Genomic DNA, 13210 nt, shown 5'->3' with positions numbered 1-13210 from the left:
GTTAACCCTGCAATTGAGCAAGTAGCAGTTGTAATGCCTGGCCGCGGTGGCTAATGGCGTTTTTCTCGGCCTTGGTCAGCTCGGCACTGGTTTTATCCAGACCCTTGACCTTAAACACGGGATCATAGCCAAAGCCCTCATAACCACTGCGTTGCTCGGTGATCTCGCCTTCCCAGGTAGCCTGGCAGATAAGCGGCAATGGGTCGTCTTTATGGCGCATTAACACCAGCACGCAGCAAAAGCGCGCACTGCGCTTTGTTTGCCCCTGCATATCCAGCAACAGTTTATCGATATTATCACCGTCGCTGGCACCTGGGCCACCATAGCGGGCACTGTAGACGCCCGGGGCGCCATCGAGGGCATCAACAATTAAGCCCGAGTCGTCGGCAATGGCCGGCAAGCCCGTTTGCGCACTGGCGTGACGGGCTTTGATAATGGCGTTTTCCACAAAGGTGGTGCCTGTCTCGGCTACATCACTAACGTCAAAGTCGCTTTGTGGCTTTATGGTGATATGTAAGTCGCTTAATAGCGCGCTGAGCTCGGCAACCTTACCCTTGTTGCCGGTGGCAAGCACCCAAGTTGTCATCTGTTCTCTCTTAATCTTTATATAGCTTTTGGTGAAAGCGCAGTACTTCCACGGTCGTCCCCTGAGTCAGGGTAATTTCAAAGCGATAGGTTTCTTCGTCTTCAAAGCGCATCTGGGCGATATAGTAAACGCTGTCGCCTTCTTTGATTTCCTGGAACTCCAGTTCCTCGCTTTGCCCTAGAAGGTTTTTCGCCACCCCTGAAATAGCCACGGTTTGCGCCTTGTCGTTCTTGAGCACGGAAATGTTAATTAGGGCTCTGTCACCGGCGCGCTCCAGGTTATAGCTGCGGGCTACCTGAGGGGAAATGGTGGTTGAGGGAAAGGCAATATAGTGAACTTGCCAATGGCCAAGGTTTTTAAACTGACCGCCTTGAACATCGTTTTGCGCCGCATAGCTTGGAGCCATGCACAGAAGGCTTAAAATTAGGCTGTATAGCAGGGCTTTCATAGCTGCCACTCCTGTGTTGTGAGTACTGTAGGGTCTACTAACTAAGTGTATCAGAAATCGGGCGAACTAGTGCTCGCCCGAGGCTATTAACGGGTTAAATCCATTAATAAGAACTGCAAAAATTGTAACGCGATGATCAGCACGAGGATCGACAGGTCTAAACCGCCAATGGGAGGGATCACCTTTCTTATCGGCCGTAGCATGGGCTCGGTCAACTGATGGAAGATGGCTTCGATAGGATTATAGCCCTGGCTCACCCAGCTTAGAATGGCGCGAATGATCAAGACCCAGAACAGTAGCTGCAAGGCCTCGCGGATTAGGGTGAACACACCGCCCATCAGCACTAAGGTGGTGTTCCAGCCCTCGCCAAACATCAGCAGCAGGGTGGTAACCTTGGCAAAGGCGACAATAAATGCCAATACCAGGGAGGCAATGTCTAAACCGGCAAAACCGGGGATCACCTTGCGCAGAGGATTAACGGCAAAGCTGGTGGCTTTCACCACAAACTGGCTGAGCGGGTTGTAAAAGTCCGCTCGTGCCGCCTGCAGCCAAAAGCGCAACAGCACCACCATAAGGAATAAATCAAACAGGATGCCAACTAAAAAATGCACTGAGTTCATGCGTTCAGCCTCAATAAAAAAATTAAATTTCTTGCTCCATCTCCTGGGCGCGGGCAATGCATGCATCCATGGCACCGGAGACGTTTTCAACTAAGCCATGCGCCTTAAGGTGCTCCACCGCAGCATGGGTGGTGCCGCCTTTGGACGTTACATTGGCGCGTAACTGGGCGATGCTGATATCTGTTTTGGCCAGGGCCATCTCCGCCGCACCCAGAGCGGTTTGCTGTACCAGGGCGCGGGCTTGCTCGGCACTAAAGCCCAGCTCAATCGCTTTTTGTTCAATGGCTTCCATAAATAAGAAGAAATAGGCCGGTGATGAGCCGGTGACGGCGATGATGTCGTTGATTTGCTCTTCTTTATCGACCCACACTACCAGACCTGTGCTGTTAAACACGGATTCAATAAACTGGTTTTCATCCTCGCTGGTGCCCTCGGCATACAGGCCGCTGACGCCACGACCAAGCAGCGAAGGCGTGTTTGGCATGCAGCGCACCATTTTTACCGGGTGGCTCAGCATTTCCTGCAGACGTTTCACTGTGATACCGGCGGCAACGGAAATAAAGACCTTGTCGCTGAAGTCGACCCCGGCGGCAATAAAGCTTTGTGCCAACTCAGCCATCATCTGGGGTTTCACCGACAAAACAATGATGTCGGCTTGTTGCAGGGCCTCAATATTATCGGCGGTGGTGCGTACACCAAAGTCTGCGGCCACCTTCGCGAGTTTTTCCTGATTACGATTGGTGGCAATGATTTGCTCTTTGGCAAAGCCATTTTTCACCATGCCGCCAATGATGGCGTAACTCATATTTCCAGTACCGATAAACGCGATGGTTTGCTGTGACATATAGACCTCAAATCTTGTGTTATTCGATGTTCGGCGCCTCGGTGTTATTGGTCACGCTCGCCAAAAATGGCGGTGCCAATGCGCACCATGGTGGAGCCGGCGGCGATTGCCGCATCCATGTCGCCACTCATGCCCATGGACAGGGTGTCGAGCTGTGGATATTGGTCCTTTAGTCTATCAAAGCAAGCGCTTAATTGCTTAAAAGATTGTAATTGTGCCTCATAGCTTTCTGATTTTGCGGGAATTGCCATCAAACCACGCAAATTTAGCTGGTTGCTGCTATCGATAAAGGCGGCCAGCGCCGGCACGTCCTCAAGACGGCAACCGGATTTGTTGGGGTCATCGTCGATGTTAACTTGTATTAACACTTGGAGCGGTTTCATGTTGCTGGGACGTTGCTCATCAAGGCGGCGAGCAATTTTCTCGCGGTCGATACTTTGCACCCAGCTGAAGTGTTCGGCGATGGCCTTACTTTTGTTGCTCTGAATCGGGCCGATAAAGTGCCATACTATATTCTTATGTTCACTAAGTTGACGAACCTTCTCAACCCCTTCTTGTACATAAGATTCTGCAAATTCTCTGTGACCATGCGCAAAAGCCGCTAGAATATCTTCTAAGGGTTTTTTCTTAGAAACGGCAATTAAAGTGACGTCATTATAATCGCGGCCGCTTTTTTTTGCCGCTTGAGCTATTCTGTCATAGGCGGCATCGAGTCGTTCTGCTATTGTAACCATAAAGTTATCAGTTGGTTGTGGAGTCCTATTTATGGATATTACCGAATTACTGGCCTTTAGTGTGCAACACAAGGCCTCGGATTTACACCTTTCTGCCGGTGTGTCACCGATGATCCGTGTCGATGGTGACGTGCGCCGCATCAATATTCCCGTGCTCGAAGCCAAAGAGGTGAGTGGTCTCGTCTACGATATTATGAACGATAAACAGCGCAAAGAATACGAAGAAAATCTGGAAGTGGATTTTTCATTCGAAGTGCCTAACCTTGCGCGTTTTCGTGTTAATGCCTTTAATACCAACCGTGGTCCTGCCGCGGTGTTTCGTACCATCCCTAATGAAGTACTGACGTTAGACGATTTAGGGGCGCCGGACATCTTTAAAACCATCTCGGATAACCCCCGTGGTTTGGTACTGGTAACCGGGCCGACCGGTTCGGGTAAATCAACCACATTGGCGGCGATGATCGATTACATCAATAACAATCGACACGATCACATTCTGACCATTGAAGACCCGATCGAATTTGTGCATCAAAATAAGCAGTGTTTGATTAACCAACGGGAAGTGCACCGTGATACTCACAGCTTCAACGCCGCACTGCGCAGTGCCTTGCGTGAAGACCCCGACGTTATTCTGGTGGGCGAGCTGCGGGACTTGGAAACCATTCGCTTGGCGATGACCGCGGCGGAAACCGGTCACCTGGTATTTGGTACCCTGCACACCACCTCGGCACCGAAAACCATAGACCGTATTATCGACGTATTCCCCGGTGAAGAAAAAGACATGGTGCGTTCGATGCTGTCGGAATCACTGCGTGCCGTAATTTCGCAAACGCTACTGAAAAAAGTCTCCGGAGGCCGGATTGCCGCCCACGAGATTATGATAGGTATTCCAGCGATTCGTAACCTTATCCGTGAGGATAAGATTGCGCAGATGTATTCATCCATCCAAACCGGTGCCGCCCACGGCATGCAAACCATGGATCAGTGCTTACATAACTTACTGAACCGTGGCCTTATCAGTACCCAAGCAGCTAAAGCTAAAGCCCATGATAAAACCCAGTTCGGTTTATCGGGCCAAATGTAGGATAGAACTCAGCAATGTTACAGCCATTATCACATCACCTGCAAAAGATGGTCGCCCTAGAGGCGTCGGACGTATTTGTTTCCAGTGGTTTGCCAGTGAGCGCCAAGGTCAACGGTGAGCTCACGCCGCTGGACGACCATGTATTGAGCGACGAGGAATCTTTGACCCTGGTTGAGTCGGCCATGACCGACAAGCAAATCAATGAATTCCACAACAGCAAAGAATGTAACTTTGCCATCGCCACCGAAGAAGGCCGCTTCCGGGTCTCGGCTTTTTGGCAGCGCGACCAGGCGGGTATGGTTATTCGTCGTATTAACACGGTTATTCCTAATGCGGAAGACCTGGGCTTGCCGTCGGTATTAACCGATGTGATCATGAAAAAGCGCGGCCTGGTGCTGTTTGTAGGTGGTACTGGTACAGGTAAGTCGACCTCAATGGCGGCGCTTTTGGGTTATCGTAACCGCAATCAAAAGGGTCACATTCTGACCATTGAAGACCCGATCGAATTCGTTCATGAACACAGTAAGAGTATTATTACTCAACGTGAGGTGGGCCTGGATACGGAAAGCTTTGAAGCGGCGCTGAAAAGCTCCCTGCGTCAGGCTCCGGATGTGATCCTTATCGGTGAGATCCGTTCACAAGAGACCATGGAATATGCCCTGTCGTTTGCCGAGACCGGTCACCTGTGTGTGGCGACCCTGCACGCTAACAACGCTAACCAAGCCATCGACCGTATTATGCACCTGGTGCCAAAAGAAAAGCACGAGAAGTTGAAATACGACCTGGCACTGAACCTGCACGCCATTATTGCTCAGCAATTGGTACCCACCGCGGACGGTGAGGGTCGTGTTGCCGCTATCGAGGTGTTGCTGAATTCACCCATGGTGGCTGAGCTTATCAAAAAAGGTGAAATTGGTTCGATTAAAGAGGTGATGGCAAAGTCGACGCAAATCGGTATGCAAACCTTCGACCAGGCGTTGTTCAACCATTATCAGGACAAACGTATCAGCTATGCCGATGCGCTGCACCACGCCGACTCGCCAAACGATCTGCGCTTAATGATCAAGTTGCGTAATAACGATCAGCAGGGTGCTGGTTTCCTTCAAGGGGTTACCGTTGACGGCCTAAGCAGCGACGACGACAAGTTTTAAAACACCTGCATAAATAATAAGGGCGACCTCAGGGTCGCCCTTATTGTATCAGCCCACTAACTTACTGCCCTTAGTCGCCGTAGGCCGCCGAAAAATAACTTTCGAGGATCAGCACCGCCGAGGCGTTGTCGATGTTGTCTTTGCGCAGATTGCGATAACCTCCGGAAGCAAATAACTGCTCCTTGGCCGCCGCCGTGGTCAGGCGCTCGTCCTGGGTGTCTACTTGCAATCCGGTTTGGTTATGCAGGCGATTGGCAAATTTGCGGGCGCGGTGGGTGAGGTCTTGCTCGGTGCCATCCATGTTCAAAGGTAGGCCAACCACCAGTAAATCCGGCTGCCACTCGTTCACCAGGGCGCGAATATCCTCCCAGTTGGGAATGCCATCACGGGCCTTGATGGCACGCAGGGCATTAGCGGTGCCGGTCAGCTCCTGACCAATGGCCACACCTATGCTTTTGGTGCCAAAGTCAAAACCCATTACACTGCGTTGTCCCGGCGGCGTTTTACTGTTTTGGCTCATGCGTGTCCGGCCTCCAGGCTCAGTTTGTCGGCATCTATTCCCACCAAAGCCAGGGCCTTGTGCCAGCGCTCGCTAATGGGGGTGTTAAAGATGATCTGCGGGTCGGCCTCGATGATCAGCCAGGTATTTTCCAGCAACTCTTTCTCCAACTGGCCTTCGGACCAGCCGGCATAGCCCAGGGTGATAATAAAGTCCTGCGGCGCATCGCTGGTGGTCAAGCTGGCGAGCACGTCCTTGGAGGTGGTGATCATGATCTCCGAGCTTAGCTCCTGCGAAGAGGCGTAGCCGGGTTTAGGGGTATGCAGTACAAAACCACGGTCGGTTTTCACCGGTCCGCCAGCAAACACCTGATGGCCTGCCGCCTGGCTGCTCTTATCGTTATCGATTTCGACCTTGTCGAGCAACTCACCCACGGTGACATCGATGGGCTGGTTGATCACCAGCCCCATGGCACCATCATCATTGTGCTCGCAAATGTAGGCCACCGCGTGCTTGAAGAAGGGATCTTGCATCGATGGCATGGCGACTAAAAAGTGGTTCGCTAATGATTGCATAGGCTTACCTTAGGTTAAGCTGGCGTGAGCTTACGCTCCAACGCATCAAAAAACTGTCCGGTAATAGAAATACCGGTTTCGCCCTCGATTTCTTTCACACAGGTCGGGGCGGTGACGTTCACTTCGGTGAGCTTATCGCCGATAATGTCCAGGCCAACAAACAGCAAGCCCTTGGCTTTTAGGGTTGGCGCCAGGGCTTCGGCGATACGACGCTCGTCATCACTAAGCGGGCGTACCTCACCGCGGCCACCGGCGGCGAGATTGCCACGGGTTTCGCCTTTTTGTGGAATACGGGCCAAACAGTAGGGGATCACCTCACCGTCTACTACCAATACGCGCTTGTCGCCGTCTTTGATCGCTGGGATATAATTTTGTGCCATGGCATAGCGACTGCCGTGCTCGGTCAGGGTTTCGATGATCACACCGATATTGGCATCGTCTTGCTTAACGCGGAAAATAGAGGCACCGCCCATGCCATCCAGGGGCTTAAGAATAATGTCGCCATGCTCGCCGAGGAACTGGCGAATCTGCTTGGCCGAGCGCGTTACCAGGGTGTCCGGGGTAAACTCGCTAAACCAAGCGGTGTAGAGCTTTTCGTTGGCATCGCGCAGGCTTTGCGGTTTATTCACCACCAGGGCACCTTCCAGCTCGGCGCGCTCTAAAATATAGGTGGCATACACGTATTCGGTATCAAAGGGCGGATCCTTACGCATCAGGATAATATCCAGTTCACCTAGGGCAATATCGCTCTGGGGCTGCAACTCATACCATTTCTCTGGATTATCAAACACTGCGGCCTTGGCGGCATGAGCAAAGGCACGACCCTGACGTAAAAACAGGTCGTCCATTTCGATGTAATAAAGCTCATAACCACGCTTATGTGCTTCCATCATCATTGCAAAGCCGGTGTCTTTTTTAATGTTAAATCCTGAAATCGGGTCGCTAATAATGCCCAGTTTTATTGCCATTGCTATGCTCGCTTAAAAAAATTCTAACTATGTAATGGGGTTGGCGGTGGGCAAAATCAATTGCCGAGATCGCCAAATTCCAACTGCAGTGCGCTGAGTACGGTTAACGCCGCTGTTTCCGTGCGCAGTACCCGTGGGCCAAGACGGATATCGATAAAACCATTATTGTGGCTTGAGGCTATCTCTTCATCGCTAAAGCCGCCTTCCGGACCAACTAAAAAGCGCACCCCTGAGCTTGGTGCGGCCAAGGTTTTAATGCTGTGCTCGGCGCGGGGGTGTAAGGTAAGTTTAGTGGCATTGGTGACTTGCTGCAGCCATTGTTCCAAAGGCATGGGCTCATGTATGGTGGTGATCTGGTTACGTCCACATTGCTCTGCCGCAGCAATGGCGATTTTCTGCCATTGTTGATGCTTCTTCGCAAGCCGGTCGGCCGCTAATTTTACGCCGCAGCGCTCGCTAAATAAGGGGGTGATTTCACTGACACCCAATTCCACCGATTTCTGAATGGTGAAATCCATTTTATCGCCGCGGGAGATCACCTGGCCAAGGTGAATAGCCAAGGGTGATTCGCATTCGAAGTCTTTGAATTCAATCGCCTTAACTCGCACCTGCTTTTTACTGGCAATGAGGATTTCACATAAATACTCGCCTCCCTCACCGTTAAACAGGCTGATCTGATCGCCGCTTTGCATGCGCAGCACGCGGCCAATGTGTCCGGCGGCGTCATCACCTAGGTCGAGCTCAATGCCTAGCTCTAGGGTTGCCGGTTCATAAATATGCGGAACTCTCATATGAATGCTCTAAAGGGGGTTTTGCGACAGTCTAAACTAGTCGCCTAAATGCGCAAGTGAATCTGGGTCCTGATTGCAGCTTAAGTGGTTGTGGCGAAAGGGAGTGTCTAGAGGTTCAAGATGGTAATGTTGGTCATGTTGTTCGATGAGGTAGCGTTTGGGATGCAGGGAGTCTATTACCCATTTGAAGGTGTCGCTGGCGTGCTCATAAACCTCGGCAAAAATAAGCACGCCGGCAATCTTGTGATGACGCGATAAATAGCTGGAAAGCTCGGCGACGCTAATTTCATTTTCAAAATCACAGTAGCAATAATCCTTGGCCTGCTGGTCAAACATAAGTTTGACCATGTGACGGGTGTTGGCACCGGCAACGATCACTTGTGAGCTGTCAACTCGGGCGCAAAAGGCACGGCTTAACAAAGGGTCACTGTCGAGCAGGAGAAAATTGCTTAAATTCATGAAGGCCCTTATGCCTTAGGTAAAAAATTGAATCAGTAAATAGCCCATGGCGCAGTGCACCGAAAACTCAACCGCGGCAATGCCGACGTTATCCTGATGATCAACTTCTACACCGGTATTGACGCGATAGAGCACGATTAAAAGTACGACCCGTGACATCGCCATCACCAATATCCACATCAGACCGCAGTGCACCGCCAATGTAAAGACATTTTCAACCATTTTTCCGCTGTGATAGGTGGCGCTGGCCAGCCCGGCGTAGATGGCCAACGCCAGTCCCAACGACTTGCCCGCATAGCGGATGCCGATAGAGGTATTTTCCAGATTAAAGTTATTCTGCAATGAGGCACCTTGGTTAAATTTAGCAAAGCGCGCCTCGCGAATTTTGCTATCCAAGGCAAACATGCACTGCAACATTAAAAAGCTGACAGACACCACTAACAAAGAGTATAGGCTATTGGTTTGTGACCAGTTAACTAATCCGATAACCACTATGCTATTGCCTAGCAGCATGCCGGAGTCGACCATGGCCGCACAGACATTTTGTTTTAAAATCGCCTTTTCTTCGTTAAAACGACTTAAGATCCACTTGCGATGTATGGCCTGACCGACCTTGATAAACAGCAACATCAGCAGCAGTAAAAAGGGCACCTTCCAGGGTGATTGCTTCATTACGGCGAGGGAGAAGTCGTCCAGCAGGTAGCCGATGACCAGTACCAGGGAGAGCAAATAACTGGCGTAGCTGATGCCGAGGGCGAAGTTATCGCGCTGGGCCAGCTCTTCACTGAGGGTTTGTCTTGCCTTGATCTGAGTATAGATACGCAGCAAAAACAACACTAAGGCAATGGCCGCAAAGCAAATTGCAAAAGTGTAGAGGGACTCGTTTGACAAAGTAAAATACGTCATACTGACTACATTAGAGTAACTTTGACTTCATTCTAGTACGCTTGGCCGTAACTTAAAAGAGAGCTATTTCATGCCAGCAGCCATAACTATTCCCACGTTATTACAACAACTTGGTGAAAGTCGCTATCAACAGATATATAACCCGCAAGAAATGGGCTCGCCCTTGCAGGCGCCCTTGCAGGCGCCCTTGCAGGCGCCCCTGCGGTCGCCCTTGGTGCAATTACTGGCGCTCAGTGACTTTGCCTTTAAGGTGCTCAGCGCCCATCCCCACTGGGGTGAGTGGCTATTGGCTCCCGAGCAGCAAGCCTCCTATGCGGCGCCCGAGGTGTTCAGTGAGCCTCTTGAAGAAGTGGATGATGTTAAGGCGATGCGCCGCTTGCGTTTGTATCGACAGCAATATTGGTTGCATGTGGCTTACCTGGATTTGGTGTGTGCCAACGACATTGCCGACTCCATGCGTTATGTCTCCGAGTTGAGTGATAAGTTGATCGATGCCGCCAATTGCTGGGCCTATGCGCAGGTGACCAGGCTCAACGGTGAGCCATTTGATGAGCGGGGAGAGCGCCTGCCTATGCTGATTTTAGGCATGGGCAAGCTAGGTGGCTTTGAGCTTAATTATTCTTCCGATATCGATTTGATTTTTACCTACCCGCGGTCGGTGTCGACCCAGGGCGGGCGTCGCAGCATTGAGGCTCAGGTGTTTTATACCAAGGTGGCGCAAAAGGTGATTGCGGCGCTGGATCAGCACACCGCCGATGGCCGGGTGTTCCGAGTCGACATGCGTTTACGCCCCTTTGGCGACAGTGGTCCGCTGGTGATGAGCTTTGCCGCCATGGAGGATTATTACCAGGAGCAGGGCCGAGAGTGGGAGCGCTATGCCATGCTTAAGGGCCGCTTGATTGGCAGCGCCAGCGCCTACCATCAGGAATTTTATACCCTGCTGCGACCCTTTGTTTATCGTCGCTATATCGACTTTTCGGTGATCGAGTCGCTGCGTAAGATGAAATCGCTGATCGCTCAGGAAGTCAGGCGCAAGGGTCTGGTCGATAATATTAAACTTGGGGCCGGTGGTATTCGTGAGGTGGAGTTCGTAGTGCAGGCGCTGCAGCTCATTCGCGGTGGTCGCGAGCGGCAGCTACAGACTGCGGGTTTGCATCAGGCGCTTAAGGCACTCACGTCCTTGGCGGTGTTTAGCGACGAGCAATATCAGCAGTTGTGGCATGACTACGCCTTGTTGCGCCGGGTTGAACAGTACCTGCAAGCGTTTGCCGATCAACAAACCCAGCAATTGCCTGATAATGAACAGGACTGGCTGCGTTTAAGCCATTTGTTGGCTCAGCCCGATGAGCAGGGTGCACGGGCTCTTATTGACGCGGCGATGGCGCGCATTCGCAATGAATTTGAACAGGTCATAGGTTTTGAGCAGGAGCCCAGCGCCACCGTTGACAGCAGCTATGTGCTGGCCTGGGAGCATGGCGACATCGAGGCGTTGAGCGATGTTGTGCCCGAGCCGGAGCAAAGGGCGAGTTGGCAGGCGCCCCTGCAGCATTTTCGTGAGCGCGTCAGCAAGCAGCCCATCGGCAAGCGCGGTCGGGATACCCTCGACAAGCTGATGCCTCAGGTGCTGGCGCGGTTGCAAAAAATCAGTGCCAGCGGCGAGGTAGTTGCCCTGGTGACGAATGTGCTCGATAAAATCATGTCGCGCACCACTTACTTGGAGCTGTTACTGGAAAACCCGGGAGCCCTGCAACAGCTGGTTCGTTTGTGCGCCCACAGCCGTTGGATAGGCGAGCAAATTGCCCATTATCCAATATTGCTCGATGAACTGATCGACCCGGCCGAGCTCTACAAACCCTTACCCCTGGACGCCTACGCCAATGAGATCCGGCAATACTTTTTACGCATTGATGAGCAGGATCTTGAGCTGCAAATGGAAGCACTGCGTCAGTTTAAACAGACGCAGCAGTTACGCATTGCCGCCGCCGATGCCACCGGCGTGCTGCCGCTAATGAAGGTCAGCGACCACCTGACCGCCTTGGCGCAGGCGATAGTGGAGCAGGCGGTGAATTTGGCCTGGCAACAAATGGTGGCGCGTTTTGGTCGCCCCGAGGGCAGGGATGATGAGCACAAGGGCTTTGCGGTAATAGCTTATGGTAAGGCCGGCGGACTGGAATTGGGTTACGATTCGGATCTCGATCTGGTGTTTGTGCACAATCATGATGGTGATTCCGACACCGACGGTGACAAGGTGATTTCGGCGCGCCAGTTCTATTTGAAGTTGGCGCAGCGCCTGATGCACCTGTTCAACACCCGCACCAGCTCGGGTATCTTGTATGAACTCGATACCCGTTTGCGTCCCGAGGGCTCATCCGGACTTCTGGCCATTAATATCGAGAGCTTTTTACATTATCAGCAAACTCAGGCCTGGACCTGGGAGCATCAGGCCCTGGTGCGGGCGCGGGTGATTTACGGTAGTCAGGATTTGACCACGCGCTTTGGTGAGATACGCCATAGTATCTTGACACAAAGCCGCGACAAGGCAGCGCTGCAACAAGATGTGTCGCAGATGCGCGAGAAAATGCGCCAGCATCTGAGCCGAGACAATGAACTTATGTTCGACCTCAAGCAAGGCCATGGCGGCATGACCGACATCGAGTTTATCACTCAGTACCTGGTATTGGCGTATGCAGCGGAGCATCCGCAACTGGTTACTTATTCGGACAATATTCGCATTTTAGAAATCGCCGCGGCTTATGATTGCATTAGCGAGCGCGAGGCACAGCAACTGATCCATGCCTATTGCCATTATCGTGGTCTGTACCATGTATTGAGTCTGCGTAATCAGGAGAAGCTGGTTGCTAAGGTCGATGTGCAACAGGAGATAGCCAGTGTCAGTGGCGTTTGGGCGGCGTTGTTGGCGCCGCCACCGATGCACTAGCGAGCGATGGTTTTAATGCAGTTGTCCCGCACATAGGCGGAAGGGCGCTCGGTAATGAGTGCCGCCCGCTGTTGGGGGCAAAAGAAGGAGTGCACATCGCTTTCAAAATCGCTGTCGATGGCTCTGCCCACCTGATGCAGGGTGGCAACAAAGGTGTCATCGACACGAAACGGATGTTTGATGACATAGTCTTTATCAAGGTGCCAGTAAAACACCACCCCTTCTTCCTTGGCAAAATCCGACATCGCCTTTTTCAAGGTCGCGCCGGCACTAAAGCGGCGCACTTTAACGCTGCCTTGCCAACGCAAATCGGTGGCCTGCACCGTACCAACACGCTGGCTTAGTTGAGCATCAAGATTATTGTTGGGAGTGCCCAAGGCAATCACATACTTGTCGCGTTCGGTGGCACTGCGCACCGAGCTTTTAATATTGGCATAAAATTGCGATAACCCGGAGGCGGCGGCATTGTTCTGTTGGTTTTTAAACATGGGCCCATCGCCTAGTAAAAAATAACCGGCGGCAAAAATTAAGATAGCCGCCAAAGACAAATGTTTAATCCAAAACCACATTACTGCACCTTCCTTATTATTATTTTTTTTAGGGCCCG

The 13210-nt window shown here is 51.8% G+C and carries 15 protein-coding genes; 3 read left to right on the top strand and 12 right to left on the bottom strand.

The annotated features are described in order from the left end of the window. Position 1: 1 nt before the first annotated feature. From C2M36_RS16100 to C2M36_RS16080, 5 genes are all read right to left on the bottom strand, one after another. Positions 2–586: an XTP/dITP diphosphatase gene (locus C2M36_RS16100; RefSeq protein ID WP_105255768.1), complete on the bottom strand. Its 585-nt coding sequence runs from the start codon at positions 584–586 to the stop codon at positions 2–4. 10 nt (positions 587–596) lie between these two features. Then, the gene (locus tag C2M36_RS16095; protein WP_105255767.1) at positions 597–1034 is read right to left on the bottom strand and encodes a DUF4426 domain-containing protein; all 438 of its coding nucleotides are present in this window, start codon (positions 1032–1034) and stop codon (positions 597–599) included. An 86-nt stretch (positions 1035–1120) separates the two neighbouring features. Beyond that, the gene (locus tag C2M36_RS16090) at positions 1121–1654 is read right to left on the bottom strand and encodes a YggT family protein (protein WP_105255766.1); all 534 of its coding nucleotides are present in this window, start codon (positions 1652–1654) and stop codon (positions 1121–1123) included. Positions 1655–1676: 22 nt separating this feature from the next. Beyond that, the gene (gene proC / locus C2M36_RS16085) at positions 1677–2498 is read right to left on the bottom strand and encodes a pyrroline-5-carboxylate reductase (RefSeq protein ID WP_105255765.1); all 822 of its coding nucleotides are present in this window, start codon (positions 2496–2498) and stop codon (positions 1677–1679) included. Positions 2499–2542: 44 nt separating this feature from the next. Continuing rightward, positions 2543–3232 (bottom strand): YggS family pyridoxal phosphate-dependent enzyme, encoded by a 690-nt coding sequence (locus C2M36_RS16080; protein WP_105255764.1) that lies wholly within the window; start codon positions 3230–3232, stop codon positions 2543–2545. A 31-nt stretch (positions 3233–3263) separates the two neighbouring features. On the opposite strand from C2M36_RS16080, the gene C2M36_RS16075 reads away from it, so the two are divergent. Further along, a complete protein-coding gene (locus C2M36_RS16075; RefSeq protein ID WP_105255763.1) occupies positions 3264–4316 on the top strand; it encodes a type IV pilus twitching motility protein PilT in 1053 nt (350 codons plus the stop codon). Between the two features lie 14 nt (positions 4317–4330). Then, the gene (locus C2M36_RS16070) at positions 4331–5467 is read left to right on the top strand and encodes a PilT/PilU family type 4a pilus ATPase (protein WP_105255762.1); all 1137 of its coding nucleotides are present in this window, start codon (positions 4331–4333) and stop codon (positions 5465–5467) included. Positions 5468–5537: 70 nt separating this feature from the next. Here the strand turns inward: C2M36_RS16070 and ruvX are convergent, their stop codons facing one another. Genes ruvX through C2M36_RS16040 form a run of 6 tightly spaced genes read right to left on the bottom strand, consistent with a single transcriptional unit; the run spans position 5538 to position 9665 of the window. Continuing rightward, the gene (gene ruvX / locus C2M36_RS16065; RefSeq protein ID WP_105255761.1) at positions 5538–5987 is read right to left on the bottom strand and encodes a Holliday junction resolvase RuvX; all 450 of its coding nucleotides are present in this window, start codon (positions 5985–5987) and stop codon (positions 5538–5540) included. After that, positions 5984–6541: a YqgE/AlgH family protein gene (locus C2M36_RS16060; RefSeq protein WP_105255760.1), complete on the bottom strand. Its 558-nt coding sequence runs from the start codon at positions 6539–6541 to the stop codon at positions 5984–5986. Before C2M36_RS16060 ends, ruvX begins: the two co-directional genes overlap by 4 nt. Positions 6542–6555: 14 nt before the next feature. Continuing rightward, positions 6556–7509 (bottom strand): glutathione synthase, encoded by a 954-nt coding sequence (gene gshB, locus C2M36_RS16055; RefSeq protein WP_105255759.1) that lies wholly within the window; start codon positions 7507–7509, stop codon positions 6556–6558. 56 nt (positions 7510–7565) lie between these two features. Continuing rightward, entirely contained in the window at positions 7566–8300 is a 735-nt protein-coding gene (gene rsmE / locus C2M36_RS16050) for a 16S rRNA (uracil(1498)-N(3))-methyltransferase (protein ID WP_105255758.1), read from the bottom strand. Between the two features lie 36 nt (positions 8301–8336). Beyond that, positions 8337–8759 carry a hypothetical protein gene (locus C2M36_RS16045; protein ID WP_105255757.1) on the bottom strand — a complete coding sequence of 141 codons (423 nt, stop codon included), beginning with the start codon at positions 8757–8759 and terminating at the stop codon, positions 8337–8339. A 15-nt stretch (positions 8760–8774) separates the two neighbouring features. Continuing rightward, positions 8775–9665 (bottom strand): DUF350 domain-containing protein, encoded by an 891-nt coding sequence (locus tag C2M36_RS16040; RefSeq protein ID WP_105255756.1) that lies wholly within the window; start codon positions 9663–9665, stop codon positions 8775–8777. A gap of 70 nt (positions 9666–9735) precedes the next feature. Here C2M36_RS16040 and glnE point away from each other — a divergent pair, with 70 nt between their 5' ends. Continuing rightward, entirely contained in the window at positions 9736–12603 is a 2868-nt protein-coding gene (gene glnE, locus C2M36_RS16035) for a bifunctional [glutamate--ammonia ligase]-adenylyl-L-tyrosine phosphorylase/[glutamate--ammonia-ligase] adenylyltransferase (RefSeq protein ID WP_105255755.1), read from the top strand. On the opposite strand, the gene C2M36_RS16030 is transcribed toward glnE, so the two are convergent. After that, positions 12600–13172, bottom strand: coding sequence for a TcpQ domain-containing protein (locus C2M36_RS16030; RefSeq protein ID WP_105255754.1), 573 nt, complete (start codon positions 13170–13172; stop codon positions 12600–12602). The two genes, glnE and C2M36_RS16030, sit on opposite strands and share 4 nt — an antisense overlap. Positions 13173–13210 lie beyond the last annotated feature (38 nt).

The sequence above is a fragment of the Pseudoalteromonas sp. T1lg75 genome (assembly GCF_002964705.1).
Lineage (GTDB): Bacteria > Pseudomonadota > Gammaproteobacteria > Enterobacterales > Alteromonadaceae > Pseudoalteromonas.
The sequence above is the reverse complement of the archived record's forward strand: the minus strand, read 5'-3'. Positions and strand labels throughout refer to the sequence as shown.

Bases quoted from the DNA above. Each gene is read 5' to 3' on its own strand.
- C2M36_RS16030 (WP_105255754.1), bottom strand. From the start codon at position 13,172: ATGTGGTTTTGGATTAAACATTTGTCTTTGGCGGCTATCTTAATTTTT.
- C2M36_RS16070 (WP_105255762.1), top strand. From the start codon at position 4,331: ATGTTACAGCCATTATCACATCACCTGCAAAAGATGGTCGCCCTAGAG.
- ruvX (WP_105255761.1), bottom strand. From the start codon at position 5,987: ATGAGCCAAAACAGTAAAACGCCGCCGGGACAACGCAGTGTAATGGGT.
- C2M36_RS16080 (WP_105255764.1), bottom strand. From the start codon at position 3,232: ATGGTTACAATAGCAGAACGACTCGATGCCGCCTATGACAGAATAGCT.
- C2M36_RS16075 (WP_105255763.1), top strand. From the start codon at position 3,264: ATGGATATTACCGAATTACTGGCCTTTAGTGTGCAACACAAGGCCTCG.
- proC (WP_105255765.1), bottom strand. From the start codon at position 2,498: ATGTCACAGCAAACCATCGCGTTTATCGGTACTGGAAATATGAGTTAC.
- C2M36_RS16040 (WP_105255756.1), bottom strand. From the start codon at position 9,665: ATGACGTATTTTACTTTGTCAAACGAGTCCCTCTACACTTTTGCAATT.
- rsmE (WP_105255758.1), bottom strand. From the start codon at position 8,300: ATGAGAGTTCCGCATATTTATGAACCGGCAACCCTAGAGCTAGGCATT.
- C2M36_RS16090 (WP_105255766.1), bottom strand. From the start codon at position 1,654: ATGAACTCAGTGCATTTTTTAGTTGGCATCCTGTTTGATTTATTCCTT.
- C2M36_RS16100 (WP_105255768.1), bottom strand. From the start codon at position 586: ATGACAACTTGGGTGCTTGCCACCGGCAACAAGGGTAAGGTTGCCGAG.
- C2M36_RS16095 (WP_105255767.1), bottom strand. From the start codon at position 1,034: ATGAAAGCCCTGCTATACAGCCTAATTTTAAGCCTTCTGTGCATGGCT.
- C2M36_RS16045 (WP_105255757.1), bottom strand. From the start codon at position 8,759: ATGAATTTAAGCAATTTTCTCCTGCTCGACAGTGACCCTTTGTTAAGC.
- gshB (WP_105255759.1), bottom strand. From the start codon at position 7,509: ATGGCAATAAAACTGGGCATTATTAGCGACCCGATTTCAGGATTTAAC.
- C2M36_RS16060 (WP_105255760.1), bottom strand. From the start codon at position 6,541: ATGCAATCATTAGCGAACCACTTTTTAGTCGCCATGCCATCGATGCAA.
- glnE (WP_105255755.1), top strand. From the start codon at position 9,736: ATGCCAGCAGCCATAACTATTCCCACGTTATTACAACAACTTGGTGAA.